A 19,959-nucleotide genomic window follows, 5' to 3' on the forward strand; every position below is an offset into this window, starting at 1 on the left:
GGGGTGGAGAGATTTACTGACCAACATCGCACGTAGCCTCAATCGACGATTGCTACGGTCAACCGGAAAAAACGGCCAAAATTGAAAAACTGTTGATCGATGACGAATCGTATAAAAAGCGATTGACCAACGGCTCAGTTGTGCCCACTACAGTTGGTCAGTGGTTGGGTAAGCCGATACCCAAATGGGAAACCGTGGGCTTTCCGATGTTGTTGCCGAAAAACGCAAGAGGCGCCCGCAGGCGCCTCTGAATGAACTACCCGATAGGGATTAGTTTTTCCTGCGCCGAATTGCTGCAACACCAAGAAGCCCCATTCCAAGCAGGGCAAGACTCGCGGGCTCCGGAACATCGTTCGTGGACGCCGGATCCCGTGCCCAAACTGAAATGTATGAAATCGCTTGAGCCGCTCCGTGAGGGTTGGTGAAATCGTCAGTATTCCAGTCGCCAGCGAAAGAATAGGGTGTTACAAAATCAAATCCCGTCAAACCTTGGCCAAGAATATTGAAATTGAAATCGTAAACAGCGAATCCATCCTGGCCGGAATGAAGGACAAAAGCCAGATGATCAAACGAATTTCTGCCAAGCACTTCCTGAACTTTCTGGATAATGTCCGTTGTCGTCACCAATACCCATTCGCCGGCCGTGCAACTAGCGTTGGTGCAGGAAAACTTGACCGTCAAGACCTGCTCGATCAAAGAGTCACCATTCGCATCCTTGGGATTCGACGGATATTCAACAGCTGTCCATACCCCAAGCTTTTCGTCGTAATTACTTTTGGCCAGCTTGATCCAGCCAGGATCCGTTGCATAGCTATCGCCATCAAGATCAAGCATTTGATCTGCCGAAGTGGTCAGGAATCTGTTGCCGGTGAGAACCGCTGCATTCTCGCCGTTGAGTAGGCCGTCTCCCTCACGACCGATATTCTCATCGGTTGAAAGGGTTCCATCGCCATTGACCCCGCCGACTTTAATCGTTCCCTCACAGCCAGTAGCCGCTTGGGAACCCGAAAAAATCACCCCGGCACCATCTACCGGACTCGTCTCTATGCTGGTGATCGTGACGCTATCCAGCGTACACGTAGCTGCTTGCGCTGCATTTGCCCAAACCGTGCAGGTCAGCAGAGCAACGGAAAGTACAGAGAGGGATTTTGATTTTAGCGATTTCATTTTTTTCACCTTGTGCTTTTCAGAAACCGCATATCGAATTTATCGGTTTCGACAATCACATAGCACAACCCGTGCCACTTAAAAATCGCATGGAATAAACAACCAGCCGATAAGCCCTCCCAGAGGGCCAAAATGGCATTTTCATAAATCAAAAATGGGCATTTGTAAAATAACCCGACATCACAAGGCGATAGGGCGCCCATGCGGCGGAGATCACCGCTAGTAGCGCACTCCAGCCGGCGGCACAAACGAATTCAGCACGTGCAAGTAGGAAGCCCGGGCGAAGGTGCTAGGGTTCGGTGAATTCTGCTGGCTCATCGAGCCTTTCATTTGCGCGACCGAGGTGTACTCGCGCTCGCGCAGCCAGTTGGTCATGCCTTGCAGGACTTCGCTGAGGGCCTGCGGGCCTTGTTTTAGCAGGGCGCTGGCCATGTGCACGACGTCGGCGCCGGCGAGCAGCATCTTGAGGGCATCTTGCGCCGTGTGCACGCCGCCGGTGGCGGCCAGCGACAGCTTTGTACTGCCGCGCAGGATGGCGATCCAGCGCATGGCGAGCAGGGTGTCGGCCGAGGATGACAGCTGCACGCGGTCCACTACGCTGAGCGTTTCCAGATCGATATCGGGCTGGAAGAAGCGGTTGAACAGCGAAATGCCGGCTGCCCCGGCCGCTTCGGCCTGATGGACGAAATGCGGCAGCGAGGAGAAGAAGGGCGAGAGTTTCATGCCGACCGGAATGCTCACCACGGTCTTCAGTTCCTGCAGCAAGGAAAGATGATGGTCCTCGATGGCGGCGCCGGAGACCTTGGGGTCGCTTGGCATGTACCAGGCGTTGAGTTCGAGTGCATCGGCGCCGGCCGATTCCAGTTCCTTGCCCAGTTCGACCCAGCCGTTGAGCGTTGAGCCGTTGAGGCTGGCGACGACGGGGATGGACAGGCGCGACTTGAGGCGCAGGATTTTTTCGAGATAGCTGTCGAGCCGGCTCTGGTAGTCGTGACCGAAAGGCAGGTGGCCGGCCGATTCGCCGAAGGTGTCGGGATGGACCAGGAAGCGGTCGATCATCCGCTCGTCGTGGCGGACATCCTCCTCGAACAGCGAATGCATGACGATGGCTGCCGCGCCGGCATCTTCGAGGTGCAGCACGGCGTCGAGGTCATGGCTGAGCGGGCTCGATGACGGCACCAGCGGGTTCTTGAGGTGCAGGCCGAGGTAGGTCGTGGACAGATCAGGCATTGGGCGCTTCCTTCTTGTCTGCGGCCTCCTGGGCCTCTTTGACTTTCTCGTCGATGGCAGCTTCGGGCAGCACCATTTCCGAGAGTTCGACATATTCCTGATGGCGCAGGCGGGCGTCCTTGCCGGCTTGGGCCATGAAGTAGACCGAAGCGTCCGGCTTCAGTCGCTCGAGGATTGTAAAGCGCGCCTCATTACGGGCGAAATCGCTGAACGGGATGCTCGGGGCGGCGCTATCGACCGTTAGCGGATTCTCGCCCTGCTGACGCCGGCGCGGGTCGTAGCGGAGCAACGGCCAGTGGCCGGACTTCACGGCCAGATCCTGCTGGCGATGGTTGTTCGACAGATCGACACCATGCGCAATACACGGGCTGTAGGCGATGATGATCGAGACGCCGGGATAGCTTTCGGCATCGAGGAAGGCCTTCAGCGTATGGACATCCTTGGCGCCGTAGGCAACCTGGGCGACGTAGACGTTTTCGTAGTCGATGGCGATGCGCGCCAGATCCTTCTTGCGGTTGGGCTGGCCGCCGGCGGCGAACTTGGCGACGGCGCCGCGTGGCGTCGCCTTGGAGTTCTGGCCGCCGGTGTTGGAATAGACCTCGGTATCGAGGACGAGAATATTGACGTCCTCTCCCGACGACAGCACATGGTCGAGGCCACCGAAGCCGATGTCGTAGGCCCAGCCATCGCCGCCGATGATCCACACGCTGCGCCGGATCAGGTATTCAGCGACGGCAGCGAGATGGTCGGCGGCGGGTGTGCCAATGGCCGACAGTTTTGCCTGCAGTTGAGACACCCGTTGACGCTGGTCATGAATGCCGGCTTCACTTGTCTGGTCTGCATTGAGCAGCGCCTGAACCTGGGCATCGCCGATTTCCAGGGCCATGGCCCGTAACTGCACGCGTGCCGTCTCGGCCAGCTGGTTGGTGGCCAGGCGCATGCCGAGACCGAACTCGGCGTTGTCCTCGAACAGCGAATTGCTCCAGGCCGGGCCGCGGCCGTTGGCATCGGTGGTGTACGGCGTGGTCGGCAGGTTGCCGCCGTAGATCGACGAACAGCCCGTGGCGTTGGCGACCAGCATGCGGTCGCCGAAGAGCTGCGTGGCCAGCCGGATGTACGGCGTTTCGCCGCAACCGACGCAGGCGCCGGAAAACTCGAACATCGGCTGCAACAACATCGAGCCGGGAATGGTGTTGCGCTTGGCAACCGTGCGGTCGTAATCGGGCAGCTTGAGGAAGAAATCCCAGTTTTCAGCTTCCGGTGCGCGCAGCGGGGCCTGTTCGGCCATGTTGAGGGCCTTGCGCGAAACGTTGGACTTGTCGCGAATCGGGCAGACCTCGACGCACAGTGTGCAGCCCGTGCAATCCTCGGGCGCCACCTGGTAGCTCATCTTCCAGCCGGCCGGGTAATCCTTGCTGCGGATGGCCATGGTCTTGAACGTCGCTGGCGCGCTATCGGCAAGTTCGGCCGGGTAAGCCTTGGCGCGGATGGCCGAATGCGGGCAGACAAAAACGCACTTGCCGCACTGCGTGCACAGATCGGTTTCGAGGACCGGGATTTGCAGCGCAAGATTGCGCTTTTCGTACTTGGCGGTGCCGGTCGGGAAGGTACCATCGACGGGGAAGACCGACACCGGCAGGCTGTCGCCCTTGCCGGCGATCATCGGCAGCGTCAACTTGCGAACGAATTCGGAAGCTTGTTGAACGGTGCGTTCGGGAATGCAAATTTCAGAAGCAGCGAACTCGGCCGGCACTGGCACTTCATGCAGGCAGACCAGGGTCTTGTCGATAGCCTTGTAATTCAGCTCGGCGATGCGCCGGCCCTTGCGGCCGTAGGTCTTTTCAACAGCATGCTTGATCGCGGCGATGGCCTCGTCCTGCGGCAGGATGCCGGAAATGGCGAAGAAGCAGGTCTGCATGACCGTGTTGATGCGCCGGCCCATGTCGGCTTCGAGAGCGACCTGATAGGCGTCGATGACATGAAAGCGAATGCGCTTGGCGATCATCTGCTGCTGCATGGCAACTGGCAGCGTCGCCCAAACCTTGTCGGCCGGGAGCGGCGAGTTGAGCAGAAAGACGGCGCCCGGCGCGGCGTGGGCCAGCAGGTCGTGGGTTTCCAGGAACAGCGGCTGGTGGCAGGCGATGAACTTGGCGTCGCCCTCACCGGTCAGGTAGGTGGCGCGGATCGGCTGCGAGCCGAAGCGCAGGTGCGAGACGGTCATCGCTCCCGACTTTTTCGAGTCGTATACGAAATAGCCTTGCGCGTGCAGATCGGTTTCGTCGCCGATGATCTTGATCGAATTCTTGTTGGCCGAAACGGTGCCGTCCGAACCCAGGCCATAGAACACGGCGCCGAAGGTCTGGCGCACGGCATCGGTGCGGAAAGCCGGATCGGTGGGCAACGACAGATGCGTTACGTCATCGTTGATGCCGATGGTGAAGTGGCGCTTGCCCATTCCCACGGTCAACCGGAAAAACACGGCAAAAACCATAGCCGGCGTGAATTCCTTGGAAGCCAGCCCGTAACGCCCGCCGAGCACTTTCGGCAAGGTGGCAAAGCGCGGTGACTCGCTACCGACATTTTCGGCCAGCGCAACCAGCACATCCTTGAACAGCGGCTCACCATCGGAGCCCGGCTCCTTGCAGCGGTCGAGTACGGCAATAGCCTTGGTCGTCACCGGCAAGGCAGCGAGCAGCGCCGCCGGCGCCCACGGGCGGTAAAGGCGAACCTTGAGCAGGCCGACCTTCTCGCCCTGACGGTTGAGGTGTTCGACCGTCTCCTGCGCTGTTTCCGCTCCCGAGCCCATCATGATGATGACGCGCTCAGCGTCGGGAGCGCCGACGTAGTCGAACAACTTGTATTGCCGCCCGGTCAGCTCCGCGTAGCGGTCCATGGCCTGCTGGACGACGCCCGGAAAAGCATCGAACCACGGGTTCTGCGCTTCGCGGGCCTGGAAGAAGACGTCGGGATTCTGCGAACTGCCGCGCAGCACCGGGTGTTCCGGCGACAGCGAGCGGTGACGCAAGGCGGCGATCAGCTCCTGCGGCATCATTTTGCGCAGGACGTCGTCGTCGACACCGGTAATCTTCGCCACCTCGTGCGAGGTGCGGAAACCGTCGAAGAAATGCAGCACCGGCAGGCGGCCGGCCAGCGTCGCGGCCGAGGCGATGGCCGCCATGTCCTGCGCTTCCTGCACCGAATTGGACGAAAGCAGCGCGAAGCCGGTGCCGCGCGTCGCCATCACATCGGAGTGGTCGCCGAAAATCGACAGCGCGTGCGTCGCGATGGCACGGGCGGCGACGTGGAAGACCGTCGGCGTCAGTTCGCCGGCGATCTTGTACATATTGGGGATCATCAGCAGCAGGCCCTGCGACGCCGTGAAGGTCGTCGCCAGCGAACCGGCCTGCAGGGCGCCGTGGACAGTGCCGGCGGCGCCACCTTCGGACTGCAGTTCGACGACGCGCGGCACGCAGTCCCAGACATTGGTTTTGCCTTGGGCGGCCCATTCGTCGGACAGTTCGCCCATGCCGGACGAGGGGGTGATCGGGTAAATCGCGATCACTTCGGAAACGCGGTAGGCCACGTTGGCGACGGCTTCATTGCCGTCGATGGTCAGCATCTTGTTCATGTTCAGTCCAGCCCCGAAATGTGTGCCGCCCAGGGAGAGTACTCTCCTCTCCTCTTAATGTTGCGGCGCAACAACCCCATTCTACGCCCGTGTGGCGGGGAGTTATGCCATCGGAGACGAAAAAAATGCCTACCAAAACGCCACATGATTGGGCCACCTAAAGCTTTATAATGTCCGGTTTTCAAGTATCTGGACGCCCGACCATGGAAGCCGAACACATCAACAGCATCTCCTACAAGCTCGACGATCTGGCGCAGCGCGCCGCCGAGCTGCGGAGGTATCTTTGACTACGATCAGAAACGCGAGCGCCTGACCCTCCTCACCCAGGAGATGGAAGACCCGAAGATCTGGGACGACGCCAAGCGCGCCCAGGAACTCGGGCGCGAGAAGAAATCGCTGGAAAACATCGTGCTGGTGCTCGAAGAAGTCCAGTCCGGCCTCGACGACGGCCGCGAACTGTTCGACATGGGCAAGGAAGATGGCGACGAAGAGACGCTGCTTTCAGTCGAGGCCGATAACGCCGCAATCGAAGCCAAGGTCGCCGCCCTCGAATTCCGCCGCATGTTCAACAATCCGATGGACCCCAGCCCCTGCTTCCTGGAAATCCAGGCCGGCGCCGGCGGTACCGAAGCCCAGGACTGGGCCTCGATGCTGTTGCGCATGTATTTGAAATATGGCGAGAAAAAAGGGTTCGCCGTGGAAGTCATGGAAGAATCCGAAGGTGAAGTCGCCGGCATCAAGGGCGCCACCGTCAAGTTCACCGGCGACTACGCCTACGGCACGCTGCGCACCGAAACCGGCATCCACCGCTTGGTCCGCAAATCACCGTTCGACTCGGCCGCCCGCCGCCACACCTCGTTCACCAGCATCTTCGTCTTCCCCGAAGTCGATGATTCGATCGAGATCAACATCAATCCGTCCGACGTCCGCACCGACACCTACCGCGCTTCCGGCGCCGGCGGTCAGCACATCAACAAGACCGACTCCGCCGTGCGTCTGACCCACGTCCCGACCGGCATCGTTGTCCAGTGCCAGAACGACCGTTCGCAGCACCGCAACCGCGACGAAGCCTGGCAAATGCTGCGCGCCCGCATCTACGAGTTCGAACTGCGCAAGCAACAGGCCGAACAGCAGAAACTCGAAGATGCCAAGTCGGACATCGGCTGGGGCCACCAAATCCGCTCCTACGTGCTCGACCAGAGCCGTATCAAGGATCTGCGCACCAACCACGAAACCGGCAACACGCAAGGTGTCCTCGATGGCGATCTCGATCCGTTCATCGAAGCCAGCCTGAAACAGGGCGTTTAAGCAGGCGGTGAGTCAGCCATGACTCGCCTCCTTGCCTGGCTGGCCGGCACGCTGCTACTGCTCGGGCTGGCCATCGGTGGGCTGTTGCTGGCCGCGCTCGACGGCAAACCGCTGGTCGAGCGTAGCGAAACCATCTCGCAGGCCGCCGTCAATCAGGCGCGCTGGCTGTTTCACACCAACGATCCGCGCCGCCTGCAGTCGGGCGAAGCACGGCGGACGGCGATCCCCGCGGCACTTATCGATGAAGGCATCAATTATCTGGCCGGCCGCAGCCTGCGTGGCCGCGGCGCCCTGGCGCTCGGCGAGGAAACGGCCGAAGTCCGCCTCAGCGCACGCGTGCCGCTGCTGCCGGGCGAGCGTTACCTCAATTTGCGCGCCACGTTCCGCGAGGGAAAGGGCGAACCGAAAATCGTCGCGGCATCCATGGGCAGTTTGCCGATTCCACCGCAATTCCTTGAATTCATGCTCGCCACTGCCGTTCAGGGCGCCGGCTACGGGCCGGAATGGACGCTGGCCCGCCAGGCCATCCGCGAATTGATCTTCGACCCGCAGCGTCAGCGCATTGTCGTCGCCTACGTCTGGGAACCGGCCCTGCTCGACCGCGCCCGGTCCATCGCCTTCAAGCCGGACGATCTGGCTCGCATCCGCTCCGCTCACGAATCGCTGGCCGCCCTGTTCGACCACCACGCACCCGGGCGTCCCGTTCCGTTGGCCAGCGTCATGCGTACCGTGCTCGACATCAACGGCGCCGATCAGCACGAAAACCGCCGCGCGGCCCTGCTCGTGCTTGGCGTTTACCTGGCCGAGAAAAACATCGCCTCGCTCATTCCCGAAGCCCGCCAGTGGCCACAGCTTCGCCCCGTGACGCTGATGCTGGCCGGCCGCGGCGATACCGCCCAGCACTTCGTGGTTTCGGCCACCCTCGCCGCCTGGGCTGGCGAACCGGTGGCCGACGCCATCGGCGTCTACAAGGAAATGGCCGATGCCCGCCATGGCAGCGGCTTCTCCTTCGCCGACCTGGCTGCCGACCGGGCCGGCACCCGTTTCGGCGAATTGCTCAACCGCAACGACTCGCGCCTCAACACGCAACTCGAAAAGGAATTGACCGACGGCGACCTCGTCCCCGTCATCAGCGACCTGCCGGAATCGATCAGCGCCGCCGACTTCCGGCGCCAGTTCGGCAACACGAGCAGCCCGGCCTATCGGCAACTGACGGCGGAAATCGAACGCCGCCTCGATGCCCTGCCGCTCTATAAACCGGAGTGACGATGTCGGACAACCTGTTTGCCGCAATCCCACGGTCAACCGGAAAAAATGAGCAATTTTCAAATCTGCTCAACCGCCCCGGCCTGCGCATCGAACGCATTGTGTCGACCGGCCAGTGCAGCCCGGAGGGCTTCTGGTACGACCAGCCCGAGGGTGAATGGGTGGTCGTCCTGCAAGGTCAGGCGACCCTGCGCTTCGAAGACTCGCCGGAACCTGTCCGGCTCAACCCCGGCGATTTCATCGACATCGCCCCGCATCGCCGGCATCGGGTGGAGTGGACAGACCCGGAGCAGCCAACGGTCTGGCTGGCCGTTCATTACGCGGCCGAGAAATAAGTATCCGGCAAACAAATCCCGTCGTGGCTGTTCGCCAGGTCACGGACAAGGCTTCCGCGTGGAGATCAAGGCGAAATCGAGCATCGCCGAGATGATGCAGCCCGGCCCGAGCGCCCGCTCCGGGTGTTCCGGGGGCGCTGGCTGGCTCCTGTTTCAGCCCTGCAGCAGGGCGTCGAGCATGGCAATCATCTGGTCGATCTCGGCCTCGGTCACATTCAGCGCCGGCATGAAGCGCAGCAGATTGGGGCGCGGCGAGTTGAGGAGCAGGCCTGTCGGTCCGCCCTCAAGCGCCCGGCGAACGATGTCGGGGCCGCGCTCGTCAGCCAGCACCAAGGCGCGCAACAGGCCGGAACCGCGTTCGCCCGACAAGCCATGCTTGGCGGAAAGTTCGAGCAGCCGCTTCGACAGATATTGACCACGCGCCTCGACCCCGGCCAGGAAACCCGGTGTCAGCAGGCGCTTCAACACCGCCGCGCCAACCGCCGTCATGAGCGGATTGCCGTTGTAGGTGCCGCCCTGATCGCCCGGTTCGAAGCAGCAGATTTCCTCGCGCGCCAGCAGCGCCGCCAGCGGCACGCCGCCGCCGATGCCCTTGGCCAGCGTCATGATGTCCGGCGTGATGCCGGCGTGTTCGTAGGCGAACAGCTTGCCGGTGCGGCCCATGCCGGTCTGCACTTCATCGACGATGAGCAGGATGCCGCGCGCCGTGGTCAGCTCACGCAGCGCCTTGAGGAATTCGATGTCTGCCGGGATCACCCCGCCCTCGCCCTGCACCGGTTCGAGCATGACGGCTACCGTTTTTGGCCCGATTTTCTCGTTGACCGTAGCAATGTCGTTGTAAGTCGCTTTCGGGAAGCCCGGCACCTGCGGCGCGTAAATCGTGTCCCAACCAGCCTTGCCGGAAGCCGACATGGTGGCCAGCGTGCGGCCGTGGAAGGAATGGCCGAAGGTGATGATCTCGTAGGCACCATCCTTGTGCAGGCGGCCCCACTTGCGCGCCAGCTTGATCGCCCCCTCGTTGGCCTCGGCGCCGGTGTTGGCGAAGAAGACGCGGTCGAACACCGAGTTGGCGGTGAGCAGACCGGCCAGTTCGATCATCGGCCCGTTGTAGAAAGCCGGGCTCGGGTTGATCAGCTTGCCGGCCTGGGCGGCCAGTGCCGCAGCGATTTCCGGCGGGCAATGACCAAGCGTATTCACCGCCCAGCCCTGGATGAAGTCGAGGTAGGCCTTGCCCTGATGATCGTACAGCCATGACCCTTCGCCGCGCTCGAAAACGAGGTCGGGACGGTTGGTGATGCTCATCAGGGAATCGGTATTGGCGGCGTGGTATTGCATGGTCGGATTTCCGTGGAAGGGAACTGGAATGCTAAGCCCGCGATATTACCGAATTACGCGAGGCTGCAGCGAGCTCGCCAATCGGCCAGGAGTCGCCGCCAAGGCAAATGGACGGAGTGAAATCAAAGCACTTGCAAAAGTTCGTTTGAAGTAACTTAACCAGACGTTCACATATGTTGCCAGCACAAAAGATCGCGCGAGTGCCTGCTATTTCTTGATCGGCTGATTGCGTCCGGAAAGCTCGTCGCTCATGCGCATCGCGGCATCGCTGATCATGCCAGTCGGACTCCGGCTGCAGTATTGATTCAGTTTCAGTTCCAACGTGCTGCTGGAAAAACTCGAAACCTGCTGGTTCGGCAAAGCGTAGTTGTGTCCCGTCAAAAAGCCGCGCACCCAGACGACGTAGGCGGCGCGCTGGTCGGGGTCATCCTTCGATTTGCTCCATGCAGCGCAGGACATGTCGTCGAAACCGAGCAGGTTCAAGGAAGCAGCAGAGGCGCTGGCGATCATCAGGCCGGCGCTGGCAGCCAGGATCAAGCGGGTCAATTTTGGTCGGTTCATACAGCGAGTATATGTCCGACGGTGCGTACAGCGATACCGATACAAGCACCGAGGGCAGCCGGTTTCCAGACAGCAGCAATGCGCGGCCCGGCGGAAATCAGCACGGCCACACCGGGCAGGTCGAAGGGGGAAATCAGGAAGCCGGCGCTGGCGTTGAGCAGTTCGACGCTGATCTGGCCGGCTTTGCGCATTTCGTCCATGACACCCATCATCGCTGTGCCACCGGCGATGTACTTGGTTAGTGTCGGCAAGATCAGCGCGCTGTCGATGGAAGCGGCGGTGAGAACAGGTGCCAGCAGGCGGGTCAGCGCATCGATGGCGCCGCTGGTACGCAGCGCGGTAACGACGACCAGCGACAGCACGAGCATCGGAATGGCGCCGACGGAGAGCTTGAAAGCTTCAGCCCCGGCCCGGTTGATGACATCGAGCACCCCCTTGGCGCTCTCGGCAACCGGATGATGCAGGGTTTCATCAAGCCGGCTTTCGCTGTTCGATAACGTCCGGCCGAACAGGTAATAGGTCGCCGCTGCAGCGGTCAGGCCACCGATCAGCGAATAGGTCAGGGTCAGCGCCAGATCGAGGCCCATGGTCATCATCGGCAGCGCCGCGTTGGCCTGCGACATGGCGAAAACCATGGCCAGCGTGGCGGCGATGTGGCGGTCGGAGGCGCCACGCTGTTCCATCATGGTCAGCGTCGCCATCGGTGCGGCGAAGCTCACAAAGTTGATCTGCAAGGCGGCGAAGACGCCCAGCCCGGTCAGGCCGACCGGTTTGAGCAACGGGGCGAGACGGGCGACGACCCAGTCCAGCACACCGCGCGCTTCGAGCAGGCGCATGAGCGAGAGCATGACGACCATGACGGGGAGCAGGACGAAGAAGGCCAGTTCGACGGCGGAACGGCCGGCTTTGAGGATGATTTCGATGAGGATTTCCATAAGGGGGATTATTGCATTGGCGTGAGGGTTGGGTTGTATTGGCGATTTCTCTTGGCCCTCTGAATTGGCTTGGGGTTCCGCCTTGTTGGCGGGCGTACTTTCTTCTTGCTTCGCCAAGAAGAAAGTAGCCAAAGAAGAAGGCGACCCTGGGTCGGTGCCGGCTGCGCCGGTTCCCTGCGCTACTCGGGACTGGCGGGGGCTGCGGAACTCGGGCTTCGCCCTCAGACAGTCCTCGCCCTTTATCCGCCAGCCCCTGCGTTGCTCGGCACCTCTCAAGGGGCCCGGTAAAACGATCCGTGCTTGAGCTTGGGTGCCTGAATAGCAGATTCCATTTTTGGCTGTTTTTTCCGGTTGACCGTAGGAATGCAATTCTTGGGGCAAAACGGTTGAGCATGGACGCCTTTGGGGCCCCCGTGGAAGGCGCTGAGCAACGCAGGAAGGCCGGGGGCAGTCGGCGAGGACTGTCTGAGGGCGAAGCCCGAGTTCCGCAGCCGCCCGGCCTTCCGAGTAGCGCAAGGGACCGGGCAAAGCCCGGCGCCGCCCTCGGGGTCGCCTTTTCTTTGGCTACTTTCTTTTGGCGAAGCAAAAGAAAGTACGCCCGCCAGCAAGGCGGAACCCCATGCCAATAATCGGGAAATCGCCAGCCATCCGCTACAAAACAAGAGCAGCGAACCTTGTCCCAAGGACCATAAATCGGCGAAAATCACCGGTTCTAGGCTTTTGCCTGAAGCACCCCCCATTTCCCCAAGGATTCTTCATGTCCAACCCCGAACAGCAAGCCCCGGTCCAGCAGGACGAAAACCAGCTCATCGCCGAGCGCCGCGCCAAACTGGCCGAGTGGCGAAAGACCGGGAAAGCCTTCCCGAACGACTTCCAGCGCGAGAACACCGCCGCGAAAGTCCTCGAAGGCTATGGCGCCAAGACGGCGGAAGAACTCGAAGGTCTGCCGGTCGAGGTCAAGGTCGCCGGCCGCATGATGCTCAAGCGGGTCATGGGCAAGGCTTCCTTCGCCACCATTCAGGATCTGTCGGGCCGCATCCAGCTTTACATCACCCGTGACCGCGTCGGCGAAGAAGTCTATGCCGACTTCAAGACCTGGGACCTAGGCGACATTATTGGCGTCAGCGGCATCCTGATGAAGACCAAGACCGGCGAGCTGTCCATCCAGGCCGCCGAAATCCGCCTGCTGACCAAGTCGCTGCGCCCGCTGCCGGACAAGTTCCACGGCCTGGCCGATCAGGAAATGAAGTATCGCCAGCGTTACGTCGACCTGATCATGAACGAGGAAACGCGCGCCACCTTCCGCGCCCGCTCCGACATCGTCGCCGCCATCCGCAACTACATGACCGGCCACGGCTTCATGGAAGTCGAAACGCCGATGATGCACCCGATCCCCGGCGGCGCCTCGGCCAAGCCGTTTGTCACGCACCACAACGCGCTCGACATGCAGCAGTTCCTGCGCATCGCCCCGGAGCTCTACCTCAAGCGCCTCGTTGTCGGTGGTTTCGAGAAGGTCTTCGAAATCAACCGCAACTTCCGCAACGAAGGTTTGAGCCCGCGCCACAACCCCGAATTCACGATGATGGAGTTCTACGAGGCGTATGCGAATTACCACACGCTCATGGACTTCACCGAAGGCCTGCTCCGCCACGCCGCGCGCGAGGCGCTGGGCAAGGAAGTCTTCATCTATCAGGGCCGCGAGCTCGACCTGTCCAAGCCTTTCCATCGCCTGACCATCAACCAGGCCATCCAGCGCCAGCAGCCGTCTTTCACCGACGAGCAACTGGCCGATGTCGAATTTCTCAAGACCAAGATCAAGGCCTTTGGCGAGCCGCTCAAGCCGGGCGGCCTGGGCAGCCTGCAACTGCAACTGTTCGAAGCCTGCGCCGAAGCCCAGTGCTGGGAGCCGACCTTCATCATCGATTATCCGGTTGAAGTTTCTCCGCTGGCTCGTGCTTCCAATTCCAATCCGGAAATCACCGAGCGCTTTGAGCTGTTCATTGTTGGGCGGGAAATTGCCAATGGTTTCTCCGAGTTGAACGATGCCGAAGATCAGGCGGCGCGCTTCCAGGAACAGATGAAGGCGAAGGATGCCGGGGATGAAGAGGCGATGTATTACGACGCTGATTTCATTCGGGCGCTGGAATACGGGCTGCCGCCGACTGGCGGGTGTGGGATCGGGATTGATCGGCTGATCATGCTGCTGACCGATGCAGCAGCGATTCGCGACGTGATCCTGTTCCCCTCCATGCGCCCCGAATGATGATCGGCTGCGCTTGGCGATACGGCGTTGCAACCGATCTTGCATAGTCTAGCTATGCGGCGGTCGGCTGCGCCTTGTCTCGCCGGCGCTCGCTCGATCATCGAGTTTTCCTGGTAATTTCTGATGCAAATTCGTCAGCTTCAAGTTGCTTGCGACCAAGTACAGGATCGTCTGCTTCTACGCATTTCCACGCAGGACGACGAGGAATACCGTATCTGGCTGACCCGGCGTTTCCTGCGCGAAGTGTGGCCGCACCTGTCCCGGCTGGCCGGGAAGCAGGCGGTGGCGACGCAGATTGTTGGCGAGACTCCGGCCGACGAGGCGGTCAACTTTGATCAGGCTTTTTCCGACGAAAACGCCACCTACCCGCTCGGTTCGACGCCACTGCTCAGTAGCGAACTCAAGGTCGACACCCTGAGCGATGGCACCTTTAACCTGATCTTCCGCGAAGGCCGGGAGCGCAGTTTTCAGCTCGCCATGAACATCGAGTTGCTGCAAACCTTGTGCGCCATGCTGCGCGCCGGTGCCGAGCATGCGCAATGGAATTTGGCCCTCGACGACGCCCCGGTGCCAGCGAGCGTCACGCCAGCCATAGACATCTCGCGCCTGCATTAGTGGACAAGCTGCAGCCCGCCAAAATCGAATTCGTCGCCTACGGCACGCCCTACTCCGCTGCCTTCGACGACGTTTACCACTCCGCCCTCGGCGGCCCGACGCAGGCCCGGCATGTCTTTCTCGCCGGCAATGAACTGCCGCAACGCTGGCAAGGGCGCGATCGCTTCGTCATCCTCGAAACAGGCTTCGGCACCGGGCTGAACTTCCTCGCCGCCTGGCAGGCCTGGCGGGACGACCCGCAGCGCTGCCGGCGACTGCATTTCATTTCTTGCGAAAAATTCCCGTTGACCGTGGCAGACCTCGCCACCTGCCAGCAAGCCTGGCCGGAATTCGGCAAACTGGCGGCGGAAGTGCAAAAACACTGGCCGCCGCTGGTGCCCGGCATGCACCGGCTGCATCTCGACGGCGGGCAGGTCATTTTGACGCTGCTTTTCGGCGACGCCGCGACGCAACTGCGCAACATCGACGCCTCGGTCGATACCTTTTTCCTCGACGGTTTTTCGCCGCAAAAGAATCCGGAATTGTGGTCGCCGCAATTCTGCAAGGGCCTGGCCAGACTGACCGCGCCGGGCGCCACCATCGCCACGTGGACGGTCGCCGGCCACGTCCGCCAGGCATTGAAAGACGCCGAGTTCGACGTCGAAAAACGCCCCGGCCCGGTCGGCAAGCGGCAAATGCTGGTCGGCCGCTTCCGTTCGCGCCGGCCGGATCGTCACGTCGCGCCGACGGATCGCCGGGCCATCGTCATCGGCGCCGGCATTGCCGGCAGCGCCACGGCCTACGCGCTGGCCGCCGCCGGCTGGCAGGTCACCGTACTTGAGCAGGCTGATGCCCCGGCTACCGGCGCCTCGAGCAACCTGGCCGGCATGCTGCGCCCGCTGCCCAGCGCCGACGACAACCGCCTCTCCCGCCTCACCCGCGCCGGATTTCTCGCCACCCGCGCCCTGCTCGCCAGCCTGCCCGACGCCCGCTGGTCGCCCTGCGGCGTGCTGCATCTGGCGCGCGAACCGGAGCACGAAGCGCAGCAAAAACGTGCCGTCGAACAACTCAGCTTGCCGCCTGACCTTCTCCGTTTCGTCGACAGGGAAGAAGCCAGCCAACTGCTCGGCCAACCCGTAAATATCGGTGGCTGGTGGTTCCCGAATGGCGGCTGGGTGCAACCGCCCTCGGTTTGCCAAGCCGCACTGGCCGCTTTTCCCGAAAAAATAACGACCCGCTTCAATGCCACGGTCAACCGGATTTTTCGGCCAAAAACGGAATGGCAGGCGCTCGATGCGGCCGGCAATATTCTGGCCGAAGCTCCCGTGCTGATCATGGCCAGCGGCGCCGCCGCCCCGCGCTTCGAGCAATTCGCCTGGCTACCGCAACGTTCCGGACGCGGCCAGGTCAGTCATTTGCCAGCGGCGGCCGGCACGCCGCTCAAGGCCGTTCTTTTCCAGGTCGGCTACGCCATCCCCGAAGTCGACGGCACGCAATTGATTGGCGCCTCGCTGTCCTACGAAGACGACGACACCAATGAGCGCGAAAGCGACCACCGCGACAACCTTGCCCGCCTCCGCCTGACCCTGCCCGACTTCGCCACCCACATCGACCCGGCCGCGCTGCATGGCCGCGTCGGCTTCCGCCCGATGTCGCCGGACCGCCTGCCCATCGTCGGCGCCGTACCGGACATCCTGGCCGCGACGCCCAACACGCGCCTCCACAACATTCCGCGCCAGCCCGGCCTGTGGTGCGTCCAGGGTTTCGGCGCGCGCGGCATCGTGTGGTCGGCGCTGATGGCCGACCTGCTGCTCAGCCAGATCGAAGGCGAGCCGCTGCCCCTCGAACGCGACCTCGTCGATGCCCTCGACCCCGGCCGCTTCATGATCAAGGCAGCGCGTCATTCAGCCGAGACCTTTCCCGGCGACGAAGAAGCCAGCGAACCGGCAGCATGACGTTTGGGCATATCAATAGAAGACATCGATATTGGCGCCCGGCGCCCGGCGCGCTAAGCTAGGCAGCCTGTTTCCCGACATCCCTTTTTCCACAACAACATCAAGAGAGACGCTCGCATGAAGATCGAAACCATCGCCGTCCACGGCGGCTACAGCCCGGACCCGACCACCAAGGCCGTCGCCGTCCCCATCTACCAGACGACCTCGTACGCCTTCGACAGCACCCAGCATGGCGCCGACCTGTTCGACCTCAAGGTTGCCGGCAACATCTACACGCGCATCATGAACCCGACGCAGGACGTGCTCGAAAAGCGCGTCGCCGAAATGGAAGGCGGCATTGCCGCGCTGGCCTTGGCCTCCGGCATGGCGGCCATCACCGCCGCGATCCAGACCATCGCCGAGGCCGGCGACAACATCGTCACCTCGAGCACGCTGTACGGCGGCACCTACAACCTGTTCGCCCACACCCTGCCGCAATACGGCATCGACGTCCGCTTCGCCGACTACCGCGATCCGGCGGCATTTGAAAAGCTCATCGACGCCAAGACCAAGGCCGTCTTCTGCGAATCCGTCGGCAACCCGCTCGGCAATGTCGTCGATTTCGAAAAGCTCGCCGAAATCGCCCACAAGCATGGCGTGCCAGTCATCGTCGACAACACCGTCCCCTCGCCCTACCTGTGCCGCCCCTTCGAGCACGGCGCCGACATCGTTGTGCACGCCCTGACCAAGTACCTCGGCGGCCACGGCAACAGCCTCGGCGGCATCATCGTCGACAGCGGCAAATTCCCGTGGGCCGAGCACAAAGCCAAGTTCAAGCGCCTCAACGAGCCGGACGTCTCCTACCACGGCGTCGTCTACACCGAAGCCCTCGGCCCCGCCGCCTACATCGGCCGCGCCCGCGTCGTGCCGCTGCGCAACATGGGCGCCGCCATCAGCCCGTTCAACGCCTTCCTGATCCTGCAAGGCATCGAAACACTGGCCCTGCGCATGGACCGCATCTGCGAAAACTCGCTCAAGATCGCCAATTTCCTCAAGAGCCACCCGAAATGCAGTTGGGTCAATTACGCCGGTCTGCCCGACCACAAGGACCACGCGCTGGTCCAGAAATACATGGGCGGCCGCGCCTCCGGCATCCTCAACTTCGGCGTCAAGGGCGGCAGCGTGGCTGGCGGCAAGTTCCAGGATGCGCTGCAACTCGTCACCCGCCTCGTCAACATCGGCGACTGCAAGACCCTCGCCTGCCACCCGGCATCGACCACGCACCGCCAACTGTCGCCGGAAGAACTGGCCAAGGCCGGCGTTTCCGAAGACATGATCCGCCTGTCGGTCGGCATCGAGCACATCGACGACCTGATCGCCGATCTGGATCAGGCGCTCAACGCCGCCTGATCAAAAGGCACGCAACAAAAACCCGGCCTAGTGCCGGGTTTTTGTTTTGAAGCAGCGGGTCAAGCGTCAGCTACAGCGATTTGTTTTATACGGAATCAAGACAGCATTCTCCGAAACTTCGGATGGACGTGATGGATCGAAATGTTGCCCCCCATGAATTTCGTGACTTTGATCAGATCATTGGACTCGAAAATATCCAAAATATGCTCTATTAGTCGTGGTTTCTCCCCCGTCTTCGCCGCCAAAGTTTCGTTGTCGCATACATCCTCATTTACTACCAGTCCCGCGCACTGTTCTTTTAGCTGATCATATTTTTCGACTTCGGATAAGCAGTACTGTTCGAGGCCGTATCGCGTTACGCGAATATGGCAACCATACCGATCCGGGCCTCCGCCGAAATAGCGGGACAACTCGAAGTATCCGTCGGAGCCTAGTATCTCAATTGATTCAGACACCTGATCTTTCGTAAGACCAAGCGCGTCAAGATCAGTGAAAATATTCTCGGGCTCAACGATATGAGAATTTGTTTCCAAGTCGTACTCCGCCACTCGCTTCAACACAAATGTATCTACGCTTGAAAGGTTATCAATGCGTTGGAATGCCCGTTGAACAAACTCGGGGGGGTTACCGAGAAGCGGTTTCTCTCGGACTTCAAATATCGCCGCCAATATGCGTTTTAGCGGCACATCGAAGTAATTTGTATCTTCGATACGCTCCCATAACGTCGACTTCAGCGCTTCCGGCACATCGCAACTATCGATGACGACCGGGATGATTTTCGTGCCTTTAGATATACGGGATACCATGCTCGCGTTTAGCTCTTCCGATACCCATGGCTTCGCAACGCTGTTGTTCGAAAGAACTATGATTACCGCGTTGGCATCCTTGAGACCCTCTTCGAATATCTTATCTACGAGGCTGTCACCCGGCAGCATCTCCCAGCGGTCCAACCATGCGTCAACGCCATTCGCCCGTAGCTGAGTTGCAAACGCCGTCACGAAGCGCGACTTGTCTTCGCTGGCGTGGCTGATGAATACCTTTGGAGTCATTGAAGGGCCTTTTGCTTATTGCTTTGATATAGGAAAACGGTATTTCGCCACAGTTCCAACGCGTGTCGTATAACTCAGCGGCACCGTTTGTATCAGATGCAACGAAAACCCAGCACATCAGCATACACCTAGAATGTAGCAATGTTCGCTAGAGAACGATGTCCTGGAAGTCCCTTGGCAGGTAGCCGGTAATTGCAAAGCAATCATGTTAGACGTAGCAACAAAAACACTAGACGACTGGTCTATTTGTTGGCAAACTACTTCCCATGAACACTCGTCACGACAATACGCGTCAGCACATTCTCGACACCGGTCTCGGCATTTTTGCAGGGAAAGGCTTTGCCAGCGTGGGTTTGAACGAATTGCTGAAGGCCGCCGGCGTGCCGAAGGGGTCGTTTTATCACTATTTCGAATCCAAGGAAGACTACGGCAAGGCCCTGCTCGAAGACTACTTCGGGCGCTATCTAGCCGATATCGACAGTCTGTTTGCGCTCGAAGCAACATCGGGTCACGAACGTCTGATGCGCTACTGGCAGCGCTGGGTGGACAAGCAGTGCACTGAATGCGCCGAGCAGAAATGCCTGGTCGTCAAGCTTGCCGCCGAGGTCTCCGACCTGTCGGATGCCATGCGCCTGACCTTGCGCGACGGAACCGACCGCATTGTGGACCGCATCGCCGGCGCCATTGAAGGCGGCGTCGCCGATGGCTCGCTGCCGGCGCTCGAAGCCCGGCCGACCGCGCAATTGCTCTACCAACTCTGGCTGGGCGCCAGCCTGCTCGGCAAGCTGCACCGCAACAGCCAGGCCCTCGAAAACGCTATGCGCTTTACCAGACAGTTGCTGACACCTTGAATCATTGAACATCCGACCACAGGCCGCATGCTGTTGCGGCCAATTTTTAACCCGAAACACTAGACGACCAGTCTAATTTTCATCAGTTACCCA

General features: G+C 61.0%; 15 protein-coding genes. 8 read left to right on the plus strand and 7 right to left on the minus strand.

The window, feature by feature from the left end:
- Nucleotides 1-270: 270 nt before the first annotated feature.
- From KI610_RS14970 to nifJ, 3 genes are all read right to left on the minus strand, one after another.
- Nucleotides 271-1,167, minus strand: a complete 897-nt coding sequence (locus KI610_RS14970) for a PEP-CTERM sorting domain-containing protein (protein ID WP_226495761.1) — start codon at nt 1,165-1,167, stop codon at nt 271-273.
- Between the two features lie 219 nt (nt 1,168-1,386).
- Entirely contained in the window at nt 1,387-2,397 is a 1,011-nt protein-coding gene (locus KI610_RS14975; protein WP_226495762.1) for a dihydroorotate dehydrogenase-like protein, read from the minus strand.
- Nucleotides 2,390-6,025, minus strand: coding sequence for a pyruvate:ferredoxin (flavodoxin) oxidoreductase (nifJ, locus tag KI610_RS14980; RefSeq protein ID WP_226495763.1), 3,636 nt, complete (start codon nt 6,023-6,025; stop codon nt 2,390-2,392). Before nifJ ends, KI610_RS14975 begins: the two co-directional genes overlap by 8 nt.
- A gap of 203 nt (nt 6,026-6,228) precedes the next feature.
- Here nifJ and prfB point away from each other — a divergent pair.
- The 3 genes from prfB (at nt 6,229) to KI610_RS14995 (ending at nt 8,934) form a co-directional block, all read left to right on the plus strand.
- A protein-coding gene (gene prfB / locus KI610_RS14985; RefSeq protein ID WP_226495764.1) for a peptide chain release factor 2 occupies nt 6,229-7,333 on the plus strand; the annotation gives its coding sequence in 2 pieces (ribosomal slippage) (nt 6,229-6,309 and nt 6,311-7,333; 1,104 coding nt in all).
- Nucleotides 7,334-7,351: 18 nt separating this feature from the next.
- On the plus strand, nt 7,352-8,599 hold the full coding sequence (locus tag KI610_RS14990) for a hypothetical protein (protein ID WP_226495765.1): 1,248 nt from the start codon (nt 7,352-7,354) through the stop codon (nt 8,597-8,599).
- Nucleotides 8,600-8,601: 2 nt separating this feature from the next.
- Nucleotides 8,602-8,934 (plus strand): cupin domain-containing protein, encoded by a 333-nt coding sequence (locus tag KI610_RS14995; protein WP_226495766.1) that lies wholly within the window; start codon nt 8,602-8,604, stop codon nt 8,932-8,934.
- Between the two features lie 153 nt (nt 8,935-9,087).
- On the opposite strand, the gene KI610_RS15000 is transcribed toward KI610_RS14995, so the two are convergent.
- From KI610_RS15000 to KI610_RS15010, 3 genes are all read right to left on the minus strand, one after another.
- Nucleotides 9,088-10,269, minus strand: coding sequence for an acetylornithine transaminase (locus KI610_RS15000; RefSeq protein WP_226495767.1), 1,182 nt, complete (start codon nt 10,267-10,269; stop codon nt 9,088-9,090).
- A gap of 207 nt (nt 10,270-10,476) precedes the next feature.
- On the minus strand, nt 10,477-10,815 hold the full coding sequence (locus KI610_RS15005; protein WP_226495768.1) for a hypothetical protein: 339 nt from the start codon (nt 10,813-10,815) through the stop codon (nt 10,477-10,479).
- 11 nt (nt 10,816-10,826) lie between these two features.
- Nucleotides 10,827-11,765, minus strand: coding sequence for a nucleoside recognition domain-containing protein (locus KI610_RS15010; protein WP_226495769.1), 939 nt, complete (start codon nt 11,763-11,765; stop codon nt 10,827-10,829).
- 757 nt (nt 11,766-12,522) lie between these two features.
- Here KI610_RS15010 and lysS point away from each other — a divergent pair.
- From lysS to KI610_RS15030, 4 genes are all read left to right on the plus strand, one after another.
- Nucleotides 12,523-14,028, plus strand: a complete 1,506-nt coding sequence (lysS, locus tag KI610_RS15015; protein ID WP_226495770.1) for a lysine--tRNA ligase — start codon at nt 12,523-12,525, stop codon at nt 14,026-14,028.
- Between the two features lie 123 nt (nt 14,029-14,151).
- A complete protein-coding gene (locus tag KI610_RS15020) occupies nt 14,152-14,643 on the plus strand; it encodes a hypothetical protein (protein ID WP_226495771.1) in 492 nt (163 codons plus the stop codon).
- Nucleotides 14,643-16,577, plus strand: a complete 1,935-nt coding sequence (gene mnmC, locus KI610_RS15025) for a bifunctional tRNA (5-methylaminomethyl-2-thiouridine)(34)-methyltransferase MnmD/FAD-dependent 5-carboxymethylaminomethyl-2-thiouridine(34) oxidoreductase MnmC (RefSeq protein ID WP_226495772.1) — start codon at nt 14,643-14,645, stop codon at nt 16,575-16,577. The genes KI610_RS15020 and mnmC overlap by 1 nt, the downstream gene beginning before the upstream one ends.
- 117 nt (nt 16,578-16,694) lie before the next feature.
- Nucleotides 16,695-17,966, plus strand: a complete 1,272-nt coding sequence (locus KI610_RS15030; protein ID WP_226495773.1) for an O-acetylhomoserine aminocarboxypropyltransferase/cysteine synthase family protein — start codon at nt 16,695-16,697, stop codon at nt 17,964-17,966.
- 95 nt (nt 17,967-18,061) lie between these two features.
- Here the strand turns inward: KI610_RS15030 and KI610_RS15035 are convergent, their stop codons facing one another.
- On the minus strand, nt 18,062-19,015 hold the full coding sequence (locus KI610_RS15035; RefSeq protein WP_226495774.1) for a toll/interleukin-1 receptor domain-containing protein: 954 nt from the start codon (nt 19,013-19,015) through the stop codon (nt 18,062-18,064).
- A gap of 266 nt (nt 19,016-19,281) precedes the next feature.
- On the opposite strand from KI610_RS15035, the gene KI610_RS15040 reads away from it, so the two are divergent.
- Nucleotides 19,282-19,866, plus strand: coding sequence for a TetR/AcrR family transcriptional regulator (locus KI610_RS15040; RefSeq protein WP_226495775.1), 585 nt, complete (start codon nt 19,282-19,284; stop codon nt 19,864-19,866).
- The last annotated feature ends 93 nt before the right edge of the window (nt 19,867-19,959 follow it).

The sequence above is a fragment of the Ferribacterium limneticum genome (assembly GCF_020510565.1).
GTDB classification, from domain to species: domain Bacteria; phylum Pseudomonadota; class Gammaproteobacteria; order Burkholderiales; family Rhodocyclaceae; genus Azonexus; species Azonexus limneticus_B.